Source organism: Bacteroides sp. An51A (assembly GCF_002161565.1).
Taxonomy (GTDB): domain Bacteria; phylum Bacteroidota; class Bacteroidia; order Bacteroidales; family Bacteroidaceae; genus Phocaeicola; species Phocaeicola intestinalis.
This window is the reverse complement of sequence record NZ_NFIC01000004.1, coordinates 132,994-153,881: the sequence shown is the minus strand read 5'-3', so window position 1 is coordinate 153,881 and position 20,888 is coordinate 132,994. Positions and strand designations below refer to the sequence as shown.

The 20,888-nt window shown below is 43.2% G+C and carries 15 protein-coding genes; 10 read left to right on the top strand and 5 right to left on the bottom strand.

Going from position 1 to position 20,888, the window contains the following annotated elements; translation table 11 throughout:
• Nucleotides 1-15 precede the first annotated feature (15 nt).
• The 4 genes from B5G04_RS08960 (at nucleotide 16) to B5G04_RS08945 (ending at nucleotide 8,995) form a co-directional block, all read left to right on the top strand.
• Complete coding sequence (locus B5G04_RS08960) at nucleotides 16-1,977, top strand: dipeptidyl-peptidase III (protein ID WP_022041323.1); 1,962 nt, start codon at nucleotides 16-18, stop codon at nucleotides 1,975-1,977.
• Between the two features lie 295 nt (nucleotides 1,978-2,272).
• On the top strand, nucleotides 2,273-2,923 hold the full coding sequence (locus B5G04_RS08955) for a DNA alkylation repair protein (RefSeq protein ID WP_087210114.1): 651 nt from the start codon (nucleotides 2,273-2,275) through the stop codon (nucleotides 2,921-2,923).
• 556 nt (nucleotides 2,924-3,479) lie between these two features.
• Nucleotides 3,480-4,799: a family 43 glycosylhydrolase gene (locus B5G04_RS08950; RefSeq protein ID WP_087396900.1), complete on the top strand. Its 1,320-nt coding sequence runs from the start codon at nucleotides 3,480-3,482 to the stop codon at nucleotides 4,797-4,799.
• Nucleotides 4,796-8,995, top strand: coding sequence for a two-component regulator propeller domain-containing protein (locus B5G04_RS08945; RefSeq protein WP_239414066.1), 4,200 nt, complete (start codon nucleotides 4,796-4,798; stop codon nucleotides 8,993-8,995). Before B5G04_RS08950 ends, B5G04_RS08945 begins: the two co-directional genes overlap by 4 nt.
• Before the next feature lie 20 nt (nucleotides 8,996-9,015).
• Here the strand turns inward: B5G04_RS08945 and B5G04_RS08940 are convergent, their stop codons facing one another.
• The 4 genes from B5G04_RS08940 to dnaE all read right to left on the bottom strand — a co-directional run bounded on the left by B5G04_RS08940 (nucleotide 9,016) and on the right by dnaE (nucleotide 15,351).
• Nucleotides 9,016-10,515 (bottom strand): S41 family peptidase, encoded by a 1,500-nt coding sequence (locus B5G04_RS08940; protein ID WP_087396896.1) that lies wholly within the window; start codon nucleotides 10,513-10,515, stop codon nucleotides 9,016-9,018.
• 171 nt (nucleotides 10,516-10,686) lie between these two features.
• A complete protein-coding gene (locus B5G04_RS08935) occupies nucleotides 10,687-11,022 on the bottom strand; it encodes a hypothetical protein (protein WP_022041330.1) in 336 nt (111 codons plus the stop codon).
• A 169-nt stretch (nucleotides 11,023-11,191) separates the two neighbouring features.
• Nucleotides 11,192-11,509, bottom strand: a complete 318-nt coding sequence (trxA, locus tag B5G04_RS08930; RefSeq protein ID WP_087396894.1) for a thioredoxin — start codon at nucleotides 11,507-11,509, stop codon at nucleotides 11,192-11,194.
• A gap of 44 nt (nucleotides 11,510-11,553) precedes the next feature.
• A complete protein-coding gene (gene dnaE, locus B5G04_RS08925; protein ID WP_087396892.1) occupies nucleotides 11,554-15,351 on the bottom strand; it encodes a DNA polymerase III subunit alpha in 3,798 nt (1,265 codons plus the stop codon).
• 195 nt (nucleotides 15,352-15,546) lie between these two features.
• Between dnaE and B5G04_RS08920 the strand changes: the two genes are divergently transcribed.
• From B5G04_RS08920 to B5G04_RS08910, 3 genes are read left to right on the top strand one after another with little or no spacing between them, the layout of a single operon-like run.
• Nucleotides 15,547-16,236 (top strand): phosphatidylserine decarboxylase family protein, encoded by a 690-nt coding sequence (locus tag B5G04_RS08920; RefSeq protein WP_022041333.1) that lies wholly within the window; start codon nucleotides 15,547-15,549, stop codon nucleotides 16,234-16,236.
• Nucleotides 16,237-16,261: 25 nt separating this feature from the next.
• Nucleotides 16,262-16,969, top strand: a complete 708-nt coding sequence (gene pssA / locus B5G04_RS08915; RefSeq protein ID WP_087247504.1) for a CDP-diacylglycerol--serine O-phosphatidyltransferase — start codon at nucleotides 16,262-16,264, stop codon at nucleotides 16,967-16,969.
• Nucleotides 16,970-17,027: 58 nt separating this feature from the next.
• On the top strand, nucleotides 17,028-17,309 hold the full coding sequence (locus B5G04_RS08910) for a DUF4834 family protein (protein WP_087396890.1): 282 nt from the start codon (nucleotides 17,028-17,030) through the stop codon (nucleotides 17,307-17,309).
• A gap of 50 nt (nucleotides 17,310-17,359) precedes the next feature.
• On the opposite strand, the gene B5G04_RS08905 is transcribed toward B5G04_RS08910, so the two are convergent.
• Entirely contained in the window at nucleotides 17,360-17,836 is a 477-nt protein-coding gene (locus tag B5G04_RS08905) for an Lrp/AsnC ligand binding domain-containing protein (protein WP_022041336.1), read from the bottom strand.
• Between the two features lie 131 nt (nucleotides 17,837-17,967).
• Between B5G04_RS08905 and B5G04_RS08900 the strand changes: the two genes are divergently transcribed.
• The 3 genes from B5G04_RS08900 (at nucleotide 17,968) to B5G04_RS08890 (ending at nucleotide 20,821) form a co-directional block, all read left to right on the top strand.
• Nucleotides 17,968-19,257: a M64 family metallopeptidase gene (locus B5G04_RS08900; protein ID WP_087396888.1), complete on the top strand. Its 1,290-nt coding sequence runs from the start codon at nucleotides 17,968-17,970 to the stop codon at nucleotides 19,255-19,257.
• 180 nt (nucleotides 19,258-19,437) lie between these two features.
• Nucleotides 19,438-19,989, top strand: a complete 552-nt coding sequence (locus B5G04_RS08895; protein ID WP_087247506.1) for a GNAT family N-acetyltransferase — start codon at nucleotides 19,438-19,440, stop codon at nucleotides 19,987-19,989.
• Nucleotides 19,990-20,116: 127 nt separating this feature from the next.
• On the top strand, nucleotides 20,117-20,821 hold the full coding sequence (locus tag B5G04_RS08890; protein WP_022041339.1) for an SIMPL domain-containing protein: 705 nt from the start codon (nucleotides 20,117-20,119) through the stop codon (nucleotides 20,819-20,821).
• The last annotated feature ends 67 nt before the right edge of the window (nucleotides 20,822-20,888 follow it).

Below are 20,888 nucleotides of genomic sequence, written 5' to 3'. Positions count from 1 at the left end.
ACTAAAAATGTATTCATGGAAGAAACATTCTCTTATACGGTAGAGCAATTTGCGGATTTACAAATCTTGCGTTACCGGGTACCTGGGTTCGAACAGTTGTCTTTGAGACAGAAAATGCTGGTGTATTATCTTTCAGAGGCAGCATTGGAGGGACGTGACATCTTGTTCGACCAAAACGGGAAATACAATTTGCAAATCCGTCGTTTGCTCGAAACACTCTACGTACATTTCAACGGAAACCGTGATACGGAAGAATTCCGTTTGTTCGAAATTTACCTGAAACGCGTATGGTTCTCGAATGGAATTCATCATCATTATGCATGCGACAAGTTTGTACCGGGATTTTCACCCGATTATCTTTCCATGCTTATTGATGCTGTAAGTCCGTCGGTATTGCCACTTGCAGGAGAGGAAGATGTACAGGCTATGTGCAATAAACTCTTTCCGGTAATTTTTTCTCCGGATGTGATGCCTAAACGGGTTAATCAGACAGATGGAGAAGATTTGGTTCAGACCTCTGCCGCGAACTATTATGAAGGAGTAACGCAAAGTGAGGCGGAAACTTTCTATGCAAGACAAAAAGCATTGGGAAGTACCGATGAACCGGTAATGTATGGAATGAATAGCAAGTTGGTGAAAGAACAAGGTCAGATTACCGAACAGGTCTGGAAGGTGGGCGGGATGTATTCCGAAGCTATAGAGCGTATCATCGACTGGCTGGAAAAAGCCGAGACCGTGGCAGAAAATGAAAAACAAATCCAGGTCATCCGTCTGCTGATAGAGTTTTACCGTACGGGCAGTCTGCATACATTCGATGAATATTCCATTGCATGGCTGAAGGACACTAGTTCGCGGGTGGATTTCGTCAACGGATTCATCGAGAGTTATGGCGACCCGTTAGGGATGAAGGCAAGCTGGGAGTCGATTGTCGACTTCAAGGATTTGGAGGCTACACGGCGCACCGAACTGATTAGTGGCGAAGCACAATGGTTTGAAGATCATTCGCCTGTTGATGTGCGTTTTAAAAAGAAATCCGTAAAAGGTGTTTCGGCAAAAGTCGTTACTGCTGCTATTTTGGGAGGTGATTTGTATCCGTCAACAGCTATTGGCATTAACCTGCCTAACTCGAACTGGATACGGAGCGTGCATGGCTCAAAGTCTGTCACTATCGGCAACCTGACCGAAGCATACAATCGTGCCGCCAGAGGAAACGGTTTCCGTGAGGAATTTGTATATGGCGATACCGAACTGGCTCTGCTTGACAAGTATGCCGACATTACAGACGACTTGCACACCGACCTGCACGAATGCTTGGGGCATGGTTCGGGCAAGCTGCTTCCGGGCGTGGATGCCGATGCCTTGAAAGCATATGGATCAACGGTTGAAGAGGCGCGTGCCGACTTGTTCGGCCTGTATTACCTTGCCGACAGCAAACTGCTGGAACTGGGACTGCTACCCGATGCCGAAGCCTATAAGGCTGCGTATTATTCGTATATGATGAACGGTCTGATGACTCAGCTGGTACGGATAGAACCTGGTCATACGGTAGAAGAAGCACACATGCGGAATCGTCAGCTGATAGCCCGTTGGGTACTTGAACAAGGAAAGACAGACAAGGTGGTCGAAATGGTGGTGCGCGAAGGAAAGACCTATGTACGCATTAACGACTATCTCCATCTGCGTACACTCTTCGGACGCTTGCTTGCCGAAGTGCAGCGCATTAAAAGCGAAGGCGACTACGAAGCGGCACGTCTGTTGGTGGAAACGTATGGAGTACAGGTAGACCCGATTCTCCATGCCGAGGTGTTACGCCGTTACAAACGTCTGCACTTGGCTCCTTACAAAGGTTTTGTCAATCCCGTTTATACCTTACAGACCGATGCCGAAGGCAAGGTGACCGATGTACTGGTATCTTATACCGAGGGATATGCAGAACAGATGTTACGTTATGCCCGGGAGTATGCGAATGTGAAATAATAGAAATTCCATTACGAAGCGCATGGTATATCATTCAAGGTGGATATCAAAAGATAAAACGGCTTTTATTTTGTTGTCCTGAGGGAGGCTGTATCAAAAGAAAAAACGACTGTCAAAAAGTAATGTCATAATCGAATGGGTTTTCCGCAGGAAATAGGCACTCAGGATGACAAAATGAAAGTTGATTCCGATTTTGATACACTCTCTACTCAGCATGACAAATGATTTTTCGCAAATCATTTTTGTGCTACTATAACTTTTTTGTGGCTAAATGCCGACATTCAAAAAAAGAAATATGGACTTACACGAAACACTTAAAGAAATCAAATCAAAATTCCGTTTGTTTATGAACGGTCCCATATCGCAAAGCATGCGGGAGAAAGGGATGAATTACAAAGTTAACTTCGGGATTGAGTACCCACGTATTAAGGAGATAGCGGCAGAATATACTCCCGACCACGATTTGGCACAAGCCTTGTGGAAGGAAGACATTCGGGAGTGCAAGATTATGGCAGGGTTGCTTCAGCCGACGGAAACTTTTTATCCTGAAATTGCCGATATCTGGATAGAAGACATGCGTTATCCCGAGTTGGCAGAGTACACAGTGATGAACCTTTTCCAGCGTTTGCCTTATGCTGCGGAAGTCGTGTTCCACTGGATGGCAGATGAGCGCGAATACTTCCTTTTGTGTGGTTTCTTGCTGATGGCACGCCTGCTGTCGCGGGGACTTGTATTGAACGAACGTGCCGAAGCAGAGTTCATCGACCAGGCTTTTACCTCTGTTGAAAGCGAATATCTTGTAGTACAGCGGGCAGCCGCGCTTGCCTTACGCAAATATGCAGAGCAGTCTGATGCGAATGCGAAATTTATCCATAAACAACTCTCAACTTGTTTGAAATCGAAAAAGCCGGAAGTGAGAGCATTAATCGAAAGCTATATTGGATAAGAGCCTGTTTTATGCAACCTGCAAAAACAGGTACCGAAGGCGATGATAAATAAATATGGATATCCGCATTTTGCCCCCTACATGGGATGCTTTTTAAATAAATGCATGTCTGCCAACAGCCAATATATACCCCTGAAAAATGAATATATACTGCATCCGCGGTTGAATATATCTCCATCCGCGGTTGAATATATCTTCATCAGCAGTTGAATATATCTTCATCAGCGAATGCAGTACTACTGCGTTTTCAACTCATCGGGATGGGCTGATAGCGGATATTCAATTAAAGTATTATTACATCTCAGTTTTTGCATCTGTTTCCGGTTCGTTTTTCCGGTTTTATTCGTCTGATAGCCCGTTATCCTCCTCATTACACAAGCGGAAATGCCTCAAAAACTCATCCCCAATCAATACACGATAAATTCAAAACAATTTCTTAAACAAATTCCCGTTTTTTTTATTCGGAATAGAAAGATTTTCGTTCGGATAAAAGAATGATAATTATAGGTATTTGTGTATCTTTGTTGAATCATTTAGAATTGTTGGGTTTAGTATTATGAATAAAAGAGTGTTGTTTGTCTTATTGCTGTGTCTGGGGGCATTCTCTGGACTTGTAGCGCAAAATCCGATTATTTCCGGACAGTTTACGGCTGATCCCACAGCCCGGGTATTCGAAGGGAAAGTGTATCTTTATCCTTCGCACGATATTCCTAGTCCTGTAGAACGTTTGCAGGAATGGTTTTGTATGGAAGATTATCATGTGTTTTCATCAGAGGATCTGGTGAAGTGGACAGACCATGGGGTTGTACTTTCCCAGTCAGATGTGCCATGGGGTGATGCCGGCTCTTATTCGATGTGGGCTCCCGATTGTGTGTATAAGAACGGAACGTATTATTTCTTTTTCCCTGCCAGTCCAAAGGGTGAGAAAGGCTTCCGTATCGGTGTAGCTACGTCCGATACTCCGTTTGGGCCATTCAAGCCTTTGGCCGAGCCGATAGCTGGGGTACAGGGGATTGACCCTTGTGTGTTATTGGATAAAGACGGACAGGCTTATCTGTATTGGTCGGGAAGAGGATTGAATGTAGCTCGTCTGAAGGATAACCTGACAGAACTGGATTCGGCTCCAGTACTTGTGGCCGATGTGAAAGATGGGTTTAAAGAAGGGCCTTTTGCTTTCGAACGCAATGGTAAGTATTATCTGACTTATCCATGGGTAAAAGATAAAACGGAGTGTCTGGCTTATGCAATGAGTGATTCTCCGATGGGACCGTTTGAATATAAGGGCATCATCATGGACCAGTCGCCTACAGGATGCTGGACCAATCATCATTCGTTGTTGGAGTATAAGGGACAATGGTATTTGTTTTATCACCATAATGATTATAGCCCGGATTTCGACAAGAATCGTTCGGTATGTATTGACTCGTTGTTTTTTAATGCTGACGGGACTATCCGGCAAGTGGTTCCTACCTTGCGTGGAGTCGGGATTGCGGATGCCCGTAGCCTGATTCAGATAGACCGTTATAGCACAAAAAGTGAAGAAGGAGTTTTTATTGATTATGTGAATCAGGATGATAAATTCGAAGGGTGGAAGACATTTTTCAGTCATGAAGGTGCATGGGTTACTTTTCATCGGGTGGATTTTGGCGATGGAAAGTTGCAAAAGGTGAGCGCCCGGGTAAGTTCGGAGATGGGTGGAACGTTACAGGTCTGTGCCGATGGACATGTGATAGCTGATATAGAAGTGCCTGTTACTGTAGGACGTTGGCAGACGTTGACGGTGCCGTTGACCGGGTTGCAAGAAGGGGTTCATAATTTGTGTGTTTCTTTGTCGTCGGGAAGAAATGTGCAAGTTGATTGGATACGTTTCGAATGATATATAAAAGGAATAGGATGAAGCCGCTTGCCTTGTTGCTGGTTGTGCTTGGTTTGTTGGGTGAAGCCTTTGGGGGTATTTTATGTGCCCAAAGTAATTCTGCATCTTTTAATTACCGTTATGTAACGATGCACGAAGGTTTATGCGACAATACCATCCGTGCCATTCACCAAGACCGTTTCCACTTTGTATGGTTAGGGACTTCAAACGGATTGGACCGTTATGACGGTTATGAATTCAAACATTATTCTGTATCTTCCGGTTGGGAAGAAAGGGTTATTGAAAGCAATTATATTAATGACATTACCGAAGATAATAGTGGGCATTTGTGGGTAGCCACCGAGGCAGGAGTAATGTTCATTGATTTGGAAAGTGAGCAGGTTGAATCGTTTCGGGATTATGCAGGTGAACATCAGGAGATACTTCATTCGCCGGTCCAGACGATTTTAATTGATGAGTTCGAGAATTTGTGGATTGGGAAAAGTGACGGGTTGGTGTATGTCAGGCTGGATAAGTTTCGGCATATCCAGGATGTGCAGATTCTGAAATCGGATGTAGATATCCGTGTATTGGTCCAGCACGGTAACGAGGTATGGGCTGGCGGATACGGGTGTCTCTTCCGTTTTGCTTCTTCCGGAACCCAGTATTATGCATTGACGTCTTTGTGGACTGGACTTGATGTCTCGAAGCTGATTTTCACCAGTGCTTATGCTTATGGAGATTATTTGTGGCTGGGCACTCAGAGTGGATTGTATTGTTGTGACACACAGAATATGAAGTTTGTTTCTTATCGTCATGCATCTGATGACCCGGAAAGCTTGTCTTCTGATTTTGTAACAGATATCACCCGGAATACTTCGGGCGATATGGTGATAGGTACACGCAATGGTTTGAATGTGCTCAGGCAGGGTGGGCATTTTGCTAGGTATGGTAAGGGAGATGCTCCTCAGTCGTTGAATGATAATTTGATTAATCGGGTCTGGGTAGATGACGATAATGTATTTTGGGTAGGTACAGAATTTGGTGGAGTCAATATTTTGTCACCGGTACGGATTTCATTCACTTATTTTTTGCGTGGGTATGAAAAAGGCAGTCCGAATGTTATCAGTACGGTGATAGAAGACGATGAAGGAAATATTCTGGCTGGCCTGGTCGATGGAGGCTTGGCTATCCGTAGAAGAGGAAGCCGGTCTTTTCGTTTTTACAGGCATGTTCCTGGAGATTCCCGTTCTTTGTCGCATGATAATATATCACGCATTGTGCAGGATTTTGAAGGGAATTATTGGATAGCAACCATAGGTGGCGGAATTGACCGGTTGCCAAAAGAATGTCTGGATGCTCCTGTGTTCGAACATTATGATGTATCTACCACTCAGTTGCCGTCGAATGATGTTTACGATATCGCTTTGGATAGTCTACGCAATTCGCTATGGATTTGCTGCAATAATTACATTTATCTGTTAGACTTTTCTTCGGGAGCTATCAGTCAGTTGCATTATTATACCCATACGGGAGAGGAAATGTATAATATGCATACCATACTCGTAGATTCGCATTCCCGCTTGTGGATAGGTGGCAATGGAGTGGGGGTTATTGATTTGGCAAATCCGCAGGATACTTATGAATGTTTTTATTATCGGTATAAGCTGGATGCTTCAGAGCATGCAGTCAGTGAGAGGGTAACATGTATATTCGAGGCACAGAACGGTGATATTTATTTGGGTAGTCAGGGTAATGGTATTTATTTATTGGAGGATGCAAGGCTTTTGTCGGCGTGTAAGTTTAAAAATTACGATGTGAGATGTGGATTGTCGGATACAAGCATTTCAAGTATATTCGCAGATGATAGTGGAAACTTGTGGATTTGTACATTGAAAGGCGTTTATTTTTTTGATATTCTTACTCGGAGGGCTTTTAAGTTTGATCAGGAAGACGGATTGTTGGTGCCTCAGTTTTATCGGCGTTCAGGATGCAAGACCTCGGATGACCGTTTGCTGTTAGGTACTACCGATGGGTTGGTGGTCTTTTGTCCGGTTATGAACTTTCCAGTGCCAGAGCAGCGTAAGGTGGTGCTGACCAATGTTTCTTTTGGAGGACGGTCTTTGGTGCCTTATCTGGATGAGACCAATCTTTTATCGAGTATTGTCAATGCCCAAGAATTGCATCTGTATCCGCCCCAGAATTCGTTTGAAGTGACTTTCAGTTGTCTGGAGTATTTGGAACCGGAAAAGGTTTTTTATACTTACCGTATTCTTGAATTGGATAAAACCCCCAATATCGGATTGATGAACCGGATTGCAAGGTATACCAATCTGTCTCCTGGAACCTATACGTTGGAGATGCGCTGTACGAATCATGATAATACGTGGTCATCGCAACTGACCCGGCTAAAGATAATAGTTCATCCTCCTTTTTACCGTACCGGATGGTTTTATACGTTGCTGGCATTGGTCGCTATATTGGCATTGGGATATACCGTTTATGCATATAATTCCCGGCAAAAATATGTTCAGCGTCTATTGAAAAGGAAAATAGATGAACGTACACAAGAGTTGCATCAGACCATAACCGAGTTGACGACTTCGAGAGAAACCATTATCCGGCAACGGGATGAAATAGTGTCGATGTCCAAACAAATGGATGAGATAAATCGGGAGAAGTTGTCATACTTTACTAATATGGCACATGAGTTCAAGACACCTTTGACATTGATTCAGGGACCAGCCCAGCAACTGGAAGGTCAGCTTGTCGGAAAAGAGCAAAAGGAAAGTTTGCAAATTATCTTACGTAATGCCCGTTATTTGTTGTCATTGGTCGAACAACTGATAGATTTGCGTAAGATTGATACAAAGAAATTGACCTTGAATTATGAATGTTTTGACTTCAGGCGTTTTTTGAATGCTGTTGTAACCGATTTTTCCGGATTGATGAAAGAGCATCATCTGATTTTTTCTTGTAAGGTTCGTCTGAAGGCAGATTTTATTTCTTCCGATAAAGAGCATTTGCACAAGGTGCTGTTCAATTTGTTGTCTAATGCAGTCAAGCATACTCCCGAAAGAGGAATGATTACGTTGTATGCTTGCCAGTTTAGGAATAAGGAGGGAAAGATGTTGCTGTATTTATCAGTTTTAAATACGGGGAGTAACATCCCGCCTGAAGAGACCGAGCGCATATTTCATCGTTTTTATAGTATTAAAGGGCAAGAACGTTATTCGGTATATGGGCAGCGGAATACGGGAATCGGACTTCACATTGTAAAAGAAATTGTAAATTTGTTGGGTGGAGTCATTAAAGTTAAAAGTTCGGATAGGCGAGGGGTGGCTTTCCGGCTTTATTTCCCGGTTACATTGGCAGATGCCGAAAAAGAACCGGATGCCGTAATGCATCAGCAGCCTGTATTATTGGGTAATGATGCTGAAACTTATGTACCGGTAGATGGAAGTAAGCCGCTTTTATTGTTGGTTGAGGATAATCCGGATATGCGGTGTTATTTAAAAGTGATACTTGAAAAGTTTTATAATGTGGCAGAGGCCAGTGACGGCAATCAGGGGTATGATTTAGCATGCAAACTGGTACCCGATTTGATTCTTTCCGATTTGATGATGCCGATATGTGACGGTATTGCCTTTTGTCGGAAAATACGTGCAGACCGTTCATTGAAACATATTCCTTTTGTTTTGCTTTCGGCCAATTCGGACGCTGAAGCACAGACCGAAAGTTTTGGTAGTGGCGTTGATGGGTATCTGACCAAACCTTTTGATGAGGCTGTTTTGTCGGCCTGTCTTCAGTCTGTAATAAAAAACCGTGAGATACAGCGACGTAGGTCGGATGTTGAGCAGGAATTTATGCCGGAGTTGAAAGACCTTGCCCAGCCAGACAAGGTTTTTATGAATGAAGTTTTGGCAGTATTGGAGCGTAATTATGCTGACTCTGATTTTGGCGTAAAGGAGTGGATGGAGATGTTGCATGTCAGTTATGCAGTCATCTATAAGAAAATGGTTTCGTTGACAGGGCTTTCGCCTGTACGTTTCCTGCAGGTTTACCGTTTGCAGAAAGCGAAGTTGTTGTTGGAAAATAGTAGTAATGTAATTGTGTCTGAGGTAGCTTATAAGGTTGGTTTTAACGATCCGAAATATTTTACCAGGGTTTTTGTCCGTCAATATGGACAGACCCCCACCGCTTTCGTCAAGACTTGACGAAAGCGGCAGATGTCTGCTTATTGTATATCGGGCATTATCGTGTCGGAATGTTTTATAGCCGCCGGAGGAAGGAGAATCCGTTTCCCGAATGTGGCTTTTTGAGGCATAGGCAAACTTGGATACAAAGGAAGTTGGCTGTGGCTTCTTGTTGAGAGGTTTTCGTATTTACGTCCGGCACGGAGTAATGCTGCTTGCAGCAAAGGTTCGTTTACATCGCCTAGCTGGTAAGGAAGCATCGGATTGTCTTCTACCGTTACATCGGGTTGTAGTCCGTCGGGCATACAGGGCGTTTCTCCATTGGCGTTTTGGTAAATGCTGACCATAATATATACGCCCCAATTTTTGATTTCTTCCGGACAGCGTTGGTATGTATCTTCACCACTTAGCATCAATCCGGTACAATACTTGCCATGTGAGGCCGTACCTATCAGTTCTATGTCCATATAAGGCATTAGTCCGCTTAGCAGAGCTTCGGATGCTGAGGCTGTGCCGGAAGAAATGATTCCGTATATTTTCTTTAACCCGATGTTGGCGTCTTTGGTACTTATGTGCAGGTTAATATCATCATAGTTATATTCTGTGGTGAAGCGTGTTTCCAGGCTGATGCCTTCTTGGCGGTATATTTCTGTCAGATAATCATTGTAAGTTTCTTTTTCGAATATTTTTTTCGCTTCTACATCAGCTTGTGGGGCAAACATTGATGCCAGGACGTTTTCGGTTATGACATATCCTCCGCCGTTATATCTCAGGTCAAGTATCAGTTCGGAAATGTTTTCGCTTTTGAATTTCTTGCCGATTTCTACCAGTTCAGGGATAGCAATCAGGTCGAAACTGGCATAAGCCAGGTAGCCCACTTTTTTGCCGTTGAATTCGTAGACCGTATCGCATAATATCGGATTTTCATACAGGGTTGTGGCTGTCAGTTCTACTTCTTTGCCCGAAGCGGCAATCGAATTGCTTTCCCAATCTATTTCTGCAAGTGCAACGGTCAGCGAGGAAGCGTAATAAAGTTCTTGATAATTGTCTGTTGTAATGTTTTGTCCGTTTATCCATAAAAGGATGTCTCCCCGTTTCAGTCCGGCTTTTTCTGCAGGGCTTCCTGCTGATACATAATTGATTACACCGATACATTGGTTGTCGTCAGACACCAGGTAAACGGTCAGGTTCCATCCGAATGTTGTGGACACACCGCCTACGCTGCTGGTAAACGAATCCATATCATCGGTCATCATGGTCCATTTGTCGATATACTTGTCGCCTTCGTGGTATCTGATTTTATCTACAGTTTCAATAGGGTCTTCATTGGTTTCGATATTCCATGCTTCCAGGTCATCGTTGATATTTTTATTCCAATAATAATATGTACTCAAGATGTCTTTGCCTAATTTGTTGGCATAATAGATTTCATTGCTTATTGTTGTCGTTTCTGGTGTCTGGTCGGGCGTATCATCAGAGCAGGCTGTCCATATACAGCTCCCTGCCAGCAGAAAAAAGATTTTTAAAAGTGCTTTTTTCATACAGTCTTTTGTGTGTTTAATGTTGTCTTAATATTGAACTAATTGTGCAAAAGTAACAAAAAAAGCAGAACGAGCAACATTTTGTAGGAAATAAAGTGAATGGTGAATAAAAAATCCACAAAGACATTGGTGTATGTCTTTGTGGATTTATAAGAGGTAAGGGATAAGTGTTTATTCTACTTCTCCCAATGAGTTGCCGTATTCCATTTCGCCTTGCACCACGAAAAATACATCATCTGGGTCGAAAGGACCCATTCCGTCTTTCTTGGCTTCACCGACTATGTAGTTTACAATTTCATCCTGGTCGATGTTGATGTATCCTTCTTCATCGGGTTGAGCATCCAAACAGCCGCTGGTTGTATAGTAATCTACTATCAAGTCGAGCATATAATACAGTTCGTCATCCGAGAATTTGCCTTTTAAATCTTGCGGCAAATAATTCTTGATGAATGCGATGGTCTTTTCATCGTCTTCATCTTCCAACAAGAAATTGTCATCCATTCCCATAGTTCAGTTCTTTTTTTAGAATGAATATCCGCATTTTGTCAATCTGTCAGGTGCTATTTGGTATTAGCCTTGTATCTTTTGTAGGATAAATACAACTTTAGCCTTTGTTTCAGAATGGGGCAGATTGCGGATATTCATATTTAAGATTAATGATATTTACTTGAAGAAATTACTTCAACAAAGCTTCTACTTTTTCTTTCAGAGCGGCTTTTGTAGTAGCTCCTACTTGTTTGTCAACGACTTTACCATCTTTGATGAAAAGTACGGTTGGAATATTACGAACTCCAAACTGTCCGGGCAGGTCTGAATTTTCGTCCACATCACATTTACCGATGTTTACAGTGTCTTTGTATTCTTCGGCCAGTTCTTCAATATACGGGGCAATCTGGCGGCAAGGTCCACACCATGTTGCCCAAAAGTCCAATACTACTGGTTTTCCTTCTGCTACGATTGCATCAAAATTGTCATCTTTAATTGTCAGTGCCATAATTCAAATGTTTATTGTTATCAAAATATCTACGCAAATATATACTAATTTATTTTATAGTCCAACAAAGGTTGGGTTTTTAAATAATTTACTAGGTTTTTATGTACTTCAATCTTCAATGTGCGTGAAAGCAAGTTGACAAACATTTGTCCGTCTTCATCGCGGATGAAGAAGTATAATTCGGTATTTCCCGGACTGTCTTTTACCATAGACCCCAATTCCATAATCATTTCGTCATTGATAGCAGACAGTGGAGCTGTTACGGTCAGTTTTTCTATCAGCCGGTCTTTTACGTCTGGTAGCAGTTCAATGGTGTTGACTTTTATTTCCCATTCGTCAGGTTTCCATTGCTTGGGCTGGCATTTACCTTTTAGATAAAGGAACATACCTTCTACAAAAAAGTTCTTTTTATCTACCCATTCGTTGCCGAAAAATGCAAATTCACCTGTTCCTGAGTAGTCTTCTATTTTGGCTATGCCATAGGGTTTTCCTGTACGGGTATATCCTTCGCGTACACCAGTAACGATACCTCCCATGGTCAGGTCATGATTTTGCAGTGGTGTCAGGTCTGCCAGTTGTATCATGTGCGTATTGCATACATCTTCCAGTATGACAGCATATTCGTCAAGCGGATGGGCGGAAAGGTAGATACCTACCAGTTCACGTTCTTTATTCAAGCGTTCCAAATCGCTCCATGTCGGTGCGGAAATGATTTCCGGAGTTGCTATTTCTATTTCTTCGGTACCACCAAACAGAGAATTGGCCGTAGCTGCTTTGTCCAGCTGGTACCGGTTACCATAACGTACCAGTACTTCGGTGAACGTTTCTTCTTTGGCGTTTTTCATAAAGAAATCTTCACGTTTGATACCTGTAAAGCTATCAAATCCGCCTGCCAATGCCAGGTTTTCAATGTTTTTGCGGTTGCAAGCCGACAGGTTGACACGTTGCACGAAATCGAAGATGTTTTTGAACGGTCCGTTTTTTTCCCGTTCTGACAAAATGCTTTGTACAGCTGATTCGCCTACTCCTTTGATGGCACCTAGTCCGAACCGGATGTCTCCGTGGTAGTTTACCGAGAATTTCAGGTTACTTTCATTTACATCCGGTCCCAGTACATTGATGCCTGTAGCCTTACATTCATCCATCAGTTTGGTAATTTCGGTGATATTTGAAATGTTCCGGCTCATGGTTGCAGCCATGTACTCAGACGGATAATTGGCTTTCAGATAAGCTGTCTGGTAGGCTACCCACGAGTAGCATGTAGCGTGCGATTTGTTGAATGCATACGAAGCGAATTTCTCCCAGTCAGCCCAAATCTTTTCAAGGGTCTTCGGGTCGTGTCCGTTTTTCTTTCCCCCTTCGATAAATTTGGGTTTCATGTGATCCAGCTTGTCACGCAATTTCTTTCCCATCGCTTTACGCAGGGCATCCGATTCGCCTCGTGTAAAATCAGCAAGCAGGCGTGAGAGCAGCATCACCTGCTCTTGGTATACTGTAATGCCATAAGTATCTTTCAGGTACTTTTCCATGATAGGAATGTCATATTCTATTGGCTTCCGTCCGTGTTTCCGGTCGATGAAGTCTGGAATATAATCCATCGGTCCCGGACGATACAGGGCATTCATGGCAATCAAGTCTTCAAAAGTGGAAGGCTGAAGTTCACGGAGATATTTCTGCATACCGGCGGACTCGAACTGGAATGTACCGATGGTCCGTCCGTCGCTATATAATTTATAGGTAGCAGGGTCGTCAATCGGAATTTCGTCTATATTCAGTTGTATTCCCTTGCTGTGACGGATGTTTTCAAGGGCTTCTTTGATGATAGACAGGGTTTTCAGACCTAAGAAGTCCATCTTGATTAGTCCTGTTTCTTCGATAACAGACCCTTCGTATTGAGTCACCAGCATCTTCTCGCCGGTTTCTTTATCATCAGCTGTACTTACTGGCACCCAGTCGGTGATGTCATCGCGGCAGATGATTGTACCACATGCATGTACCCCTGTATTGCGTACATTGCCTTCCAGCATCTTTGCATATTTGATTGTGTCACGCAGGATTGGGTTCGGAGAAACCTCTGCCTCCTGCAGTTCGGGGACATAAGCAATGGCATTCGGGAGATTCAGCTTTTTGTCTGGAATCTTGTCGGGTATCAGTTTACATAGCCTGTCAGACTCGGAAAGAGGAAGCTTTTGCACTCGTGCAACATCTTTGATGGCAAGTTTGGTAGCCATGGTTCCATAAGTGATGATATGTGCTACTTTCTCTTGTCCGTATTTTTCTGTTACCCAGTTTAAAACGCGTCCTCGACCATCATCGTCAAAATCGACGTCAATATCAGGCAATGAGATTCGGTCAGGATTTAAGAAACGTTCAAACAGCAAGTCATATTTGATAGGGTCAATCTGTGTAATGCCCAGACAGTATGCTACAGCCGAACCTGCCGCTGAACCACGTCCGGGTCCTACGGAAACATCCAGCAGATTACGTGCGGCCGAAATGAAGTCTTGCACAATCAGAAAGTATCCGGGGAAACCCATGGTTTTCATGATGTGCAGTTCGAATTTGATACGTTCCTTTACTTCTTCACTCAGCTCGTCACCGTAGCGTCGGCGGGCACCTTCGTAAGCAAGTTTTGCCAGATAGTCTGCTTCCAGTTTGATACGGTATAATTTTTCGTAACCTCCCAGTCGGTCTATTTTTGCTTTGGCATCGGCTTCACTCATGACAATGTTCCCGTTTTCGTCTTGCGTGAATTCGTCGAACAGGTCTTTTTCAGTATATTTTTTACGATACTCTTCTTCTGTGCCGAAATCTTCCGGAATGGCAAAAGTCGGCATAATCGGAGCATGGTCTATTGAATAAAATTCAACCTTATCGCATACTTCACAGGTGTTGGCCAGTGCTTCGGGCACATCGCTGAAGATGGCGTTCATCTCTTCGCGCGTCTTCATCCACTCTTGTTTGGTGTAAAGCATGCGTTTAGGGTCGTCCAGGTCTTTGCCTGTGCTCAGGCATATCAACCGGTCGTGTGCTTCAGCATTTTCTTCGTCAACAAAATGTACGTCGTTGGTGCAGACCAGCTTGATATCGTATTTTTTTGCATACTCGATAAGTTTCTTGTTGACCGTTTCCTGCAATTTATAGACTTCGTGATTGGCGCGTGGCACAGTAGCTTTATGGCGTTGCAACTCCAGATAATAATCATCGCCAAACAGATTCTTGTACCATTGCATAGCTTCTTCTGCTTCGGCAAACTGTCCTGCAGTGATGCGTCGTGGTACTTCTCCTCCCAGACAGGCAGAACAAACAATCAGTCCTTCATGATATTTTTCAAGTTCTGCCCGGTCGGTGCGGGGGCGCATATAGAATCCTTCTGTCCAGGCTTTCGATACCAGTTTGATAAGGTTGTGATAACCTTGCAGGTTTTTGGCAAGTACAATCAGGTGATAACCACTTTGGTCGGGTTTACCGTTTTTATCGCTCAGCCGGTTGCGTGCGACATACATTTCGCATCCGATAATTGGTTTGAACAATCTTTTTTGGGCAGCTTCCAGTTGTTCGCGGCAGGTTGCCAAATCGGCTTCTACGTTTTCCGATTCTGTCTTTCCGCTTTCCAGTCCGGCTATTTTTTTCTTCAAGTCTTTTATTTCTCCGTTTGTGGCTCCGTTTTTCTTATTTACATAATTGAAAAACTCTTTGATACCGAACATATCACCATGGTCAGTAATGGCAATACCTTTCATACCATTTCCGATGGCTTTGTCTACCAGGCGGGTAATGGATGCTTGCCCGTCCAGAATAGAATATTGAGTGTGAACATGTAAATGAACAAAATCCTGCATAATTCAGTTTATATGGTAAAATCAGCCCAAAGATACCGAGTTTATGCGAAGAATCAAAAGACAAAGTTGTAAAGAAGGCAGAATTTTATGAAAAAAAGAAAGAAAGTCACAATTCTGAACGTTGTTTATTTGCAGGGTAGATAAATTAACTTTATTTTTGCACGATAAATAAAAGTGTGACCCATTGTTTCAAGTATGAATAAGATAAGAAAAAAGATAAAGAAGATTAGGCTGCATCAGGAAGGAACCCATATCTTGGTGAGCGCTGCCATCATACTCCTTATTATAAATATAGCTCTTTATTGGGGGCTGGAGTGTAAATGGCCTTTTTATATCGTGGCTTTAGCCAGTCTTTTTTTGTATTCGATGATGGTCAACTTTTTCCGTTGTCCGATACGTCTTTTCAATAAGGATACGGAGAAAATTGTCGTTGCACCTGCCGATGGAAAGGTGGTGGTGGTAGAAGAGGTGGACGAGCATGAATATTTTCACGACCGCCGGCTGATGGTTTCTATTTTTATGAGTATCACTAATGTACATGCCAACTGGTATCCTGTAGATGGAACCGTGAAGCATGTTTCCCATCAGAAAGGACGGTTTATGAAAGCATGGCTCCCGAAGGCAAGTACCGAAAACGAACGCTCGACCATTGTGATTGAAACACCTGAAGGACATACGGTCATGGCACGCCAGATAGCAGGAGCTGTGGCGCGACGTATCGTTACGTATGCTGAAGTGGGAGAAGAATGTTATATAGACGAGCATATGGGATTCATCAAGTTTGGTTCCCGGGTGGATGTCTATTTGCCTTTAGGTACAGAAATCTGTGTGCGGATGGGGCAGAAAACGGTCGGTAATCAGACGGTTATCGCCAAACTGAAATAAAGAATTAAAGGAAGGAGGAACAGAAATGGCCAATGCAATGATTCGGAACATTCCGAATACACTGACTTGTTGCAACTTGTTTTCGGGTTGCATTGCCTCATGCATGGCTTTTCAGGGCAATTATGTATGGGCGTTTGTTTTCATTATCATCGGTGCGGCTTTTGACTTTTTCGATGGTATGGTGGCACGTTTACTGCATGTTTCGTCTCCTATCGGTAAAGAATTGGATTCGCTGGCCGATGATATTACTTTCGGTCTGGCGCCTGCAGCTATTGCTTTTGCCTTGTTTCAGGAGGTGCATTATCCCGATTTTATCCAGAGCCTGCGTCCGGTATTGCCTTATACGGCATTTCTGGTTGCTGTATTCTCGGGGCTACGTTTGGCTAAATTCAATATTGATACACGCCAGGCCAGTTCGTTTATCGGTATGCCTACTCCTGCCAATGCTTTGTTCTGGGGTTCGCTGGTGACAGGCGAGCATGCCTTTCTTACTTCGCCTCATTTTAATGCCGTGTATTTGTTTGTACTGGTTGTGGTAATGTCACTTCTGCTGGTAGCTGAATTGCCGATGTTTTCACTTAAGTTTAAAGATTTGTCATGGCAACATAATAAGGTGAGTTATATCTTTTTGATTGGCTGCATACCTTTATTCTTGATTTTCCAGTGGAGTGGTTTTGCAGCTGTTATCATCTGGTATGTTATCTTGTCTTTGCTTTTCCGTAAAAAATCATAAAGAGACAATCGGTGGCACGGTTGTTGTACGATAAAAACAAACCAAAAGCCAATAGCTTATGTTTCATATTTTAGGATTTTTGTTTTTCTTCGTTCTGGTAATCTTGATTATCGGGCTGGTATTATTGTCTAAAATTGTCCGCACGATATTCGGATTTGGACGTAAGATGACACGGAGCGGTACCGCCGAAGACACTTATCGGCAACGTACGACCTATGCAGAAGATACACATCGTGATGACGAATCGCAATATTCGGATAAGGATTCCCGGCGCCGTAAGAAGGTTTTTGATAGCGATGAGGGGGAATACATTGATTTTGAGGAAATCAAAGATAAATGAAGAATGAAGAATACCTGCGGAGGAGAATTCTTCATTCTTCATTTTTCATTTTATTCTTCTTCTACCAGATCCTGGATAGGCATTTGCCGTTTGATGGCTTCGCGGAACGAGATGATGGTTTCCGAGCGCGAAAGCCCTAAAGGCTGTAGCTTGTCATGGATGATGTTAAGGAGATGGTGGTTGTTTTTTGCATAAATCTTAATAAACAAATCATATTGTCCGGTTGTAAAGTGGCATTCCACAACTTCGGGAATGAGTTTCAACGCTTCCGTTACTGAATCGAATTGTTCAGGGTCTTTCAGATACAGACCGATATAGGCACATGTTTCGTAACCTATTTTTTCTGGATCTATAATAAACTCGGAACCTTTCAGGATACCTAGATTGGTCAGCTTTTGAATGCGCTGATGAATGGCTGCACCCGATACATTGCAAGCTCGGGCGACCTCTAAAAACGGAATACGTGCATTATCTGCTATTAATCGCAGAATCTGTTCGTCTAATTTGTCTAATTGATGATGTCCCATTTATTTTATTTTAGTTTGATACAAATATAATGATTTTTCTTTCAAATGCCTATATGTGACTAACTTTTCTCAAGTTTTTAGCATGAATTTGCCAGATAGTCTTATCTTTGCGTACTAAAAACAGATGCGTCATGAGAAAAAGAATTATGTTTACACTCTTGGCTTTGCTCTTTTGGTGGAATGGAGCAGAGGCCCAAAGTTTCGATGACTATTTCATCGACAAAACACTTCGTGTTGATTATTTGTTCAATGGAGATGCCAGCAAGCAGGTCATCAGCCTTGATGAATTGGTTTCGCTTCCCGGATGGGCGGGGAGGAGACATGCGCTCGATCGTCTTCCCTTGGAAGGGAATGGAGATATCACGATGGTTGACAAGGCGAGTGGCAAAGTGATTTACCGTACTTCCTTTTCCAGTTTGTTTCAGGAATGGCTGGGTGAGAAAGAGGCACAGCTGCTTACACGTGGTTTTGAGAATACCTTCTTGTTGCCATATCCTAAATATCCGGCTATTGTGACCGTCCGTCTGAAGGATGTCCGGCATCAGCCTTGTGCCGTGCTGAAGCATGAAGTCAATCCGGAAGACATTCTTATCCACCAGAGAGGTACTTCTCAAATCACGCCACACCGTTATTTGCTTCAGAATGGAGCTTCGGATGCGTGTATCGATATCGCTATCCTTGCCGAAGGCTATACATCGGATGAGATGGAGCTTTTTTATAAGGATGCGCAAGACGCTTGCGAGGCTATTTTTTCTCACGAGCCATTCAAGCGGCTGAAACATAAATTCAATGTTGTCGCGGTAGAATCGGTTTCACAAGATAGTGGGGTCAGCATTCCTCGGAAGAACGAGTGGAAGAATACGGCAGTCAGTTCGCACTTCGATACTTTTTATTCCGACCGCTACTTGACGACCCGTTCGGTGAAGGCAATGCATAACTGGCTTGCCGGCATCCCTTACGAACACATTATTATATTAGCCAATACCGATACCTATGGAGGCGGAGGTATCTATAACGCCTATTTGCTTACGACGGCTCATCACGCTATGTTCAAGCCCGTGGTGGTGCATGAGTTCGGGCATAGTTTTGGAGGGCTTGCCGATGAGTATGCCTACGATGAGGCTCCCAGTCCGCTTTATCCCTATGAGGTAGAACCGTGGGAGCCTAATATCACGACCTTGGTCGATTTCGGAAGCAAATGGAAAGACCTGGTGCCTGAAGGTATTCCGGTGCCTACACCGGTGGAAACCGATCCGGCAAAGATTTATACCAAGGTAGGTGTTTACGAAGGTGCCGGATATACGAAAAAAGGCATTTACCGTTCTACCACTGAGTGCCGGATGAAAATCAACGAAGCTCCCTGTTTCTGTCCGGTATGCGAACGGGCACTCGAACGTCTGATCCGTTTTTATACTGAATAAAGAGGACAATCACACGTTTCGTGGCATTGTGTATTTGTGGATGTCATCATAGTAGAGATATACCGCGCATGATGTAAAAAACTCACAAACTTAAAAACTCACAAACTTAAAAACTCACAAACTTATAAACTCACAAACTTATAAACTCACAAACTTATAAACTCACAAACTTAAAATCTTATGCTTGTTTTTACACGTATAAACACCCAGCATCCTCATTACCCTTTTGTAGAAAAATTGCTGCATCTGTCTTTTCCCGAAGAAGAACGCCGTGACGATGAGGGGCAACGCTGGAACACGGACTATAACGAACGGTTTCATTGTTATCTGCTGACTGATAAGGATGAGAACGGAAAAGAAGAACTTATCGGTGTGATTACCGTATGGAAACTGGACGGTTTTTATTACGCCGAGCATCTTGCCACTTCGCCCCAGATTCGTAACCGTGGTTATGGGCGTCAGGTTATGGAGGCACTGAAGATGCAGTTTGCAGGGAGTGTCATTGTCTTGGAAGTGGAAAGACCTGATGACGAGATGAGCCGGCGTCGTATCGGTTTCTACCAACGTTGCGGCTTTAACTTATGTATGCAGGATTATTATCAGCCCCCTTATCGGGCAGGAGGAAAAGGGTTGCCGCTTTACTTGATGTATGCAGGTGCCGACGAGATAGACTCATATTATCCGCAGATACGTGACGAAATTTATCGGAATGTGTACGGAGTAAAGGTGTAGGGCGAACATTTCTCTTCTTCTGATTGTTTTATTTAACAGGCAAGATACTTGAATATTGCATATTTATTAGTATCTTGCCTGTTCTTAATCAGTATAGAGACCAAACGTTTAATTAAAAGGAAAGAGTATGAAAAACTGGAGAATGGAAGCCATTATACTGGCTGTAGGTATGCTTTTGTTGGGAGTGTTTATTAAAAACGGATTTAGCGAATTTGCTCAAAAAGACCGCAGTGTAAACGTGAAAGGACTAGCCGAAATGGAGGTTCCAGCCGACAAGGTGACGTGGCCTCTGGTATACAAGAGCTTGGGGAATGACTTGGGAGCATTGTATGATGACATCAAACGCTCGAACCAGACGATTTTGGAATTTCTGAAGGAAAAAGGACTTGCCGAAACGGAAATCAGTGTCAATGCTCCTGAAATCATCGACCTGAAGGCGGAACGGTATAGTAATAATAATGATACACCGTACCGTTATAATGTGACTTCGGTTATCACCGTTACTTCGATGAAGGTGGACCTGGTGCGTAAGCTTATCAGCGAACAGGGAGAATTACTGAAACGTGGGATTGCCATCACGGGAGGCGACTATCGGTATAATGTGTCATACGAATATACCAGTCTGAACAAAATCAAGCCGGGCATGATAGAAGAAGCTACCAAGAATGCCCGTGAGGCAGCCGAAAAGTTTGCCAAAGATTCAGAAAGCGAACTGGGCAAGATCAGACATGCCAGTCAGGGACAGTTCAGCATCAGCGACCGCGATGCCAATACTCCTTATATAAAGAAAGTGCGGGTGGTTACGACAATAGAATATTCGCTGGAGGATTAAAAAAACGGTTAAAAGTTTTCACTTTCAGGAATTTGTTATACCTTTGCACCCGATTTAGATCAATATA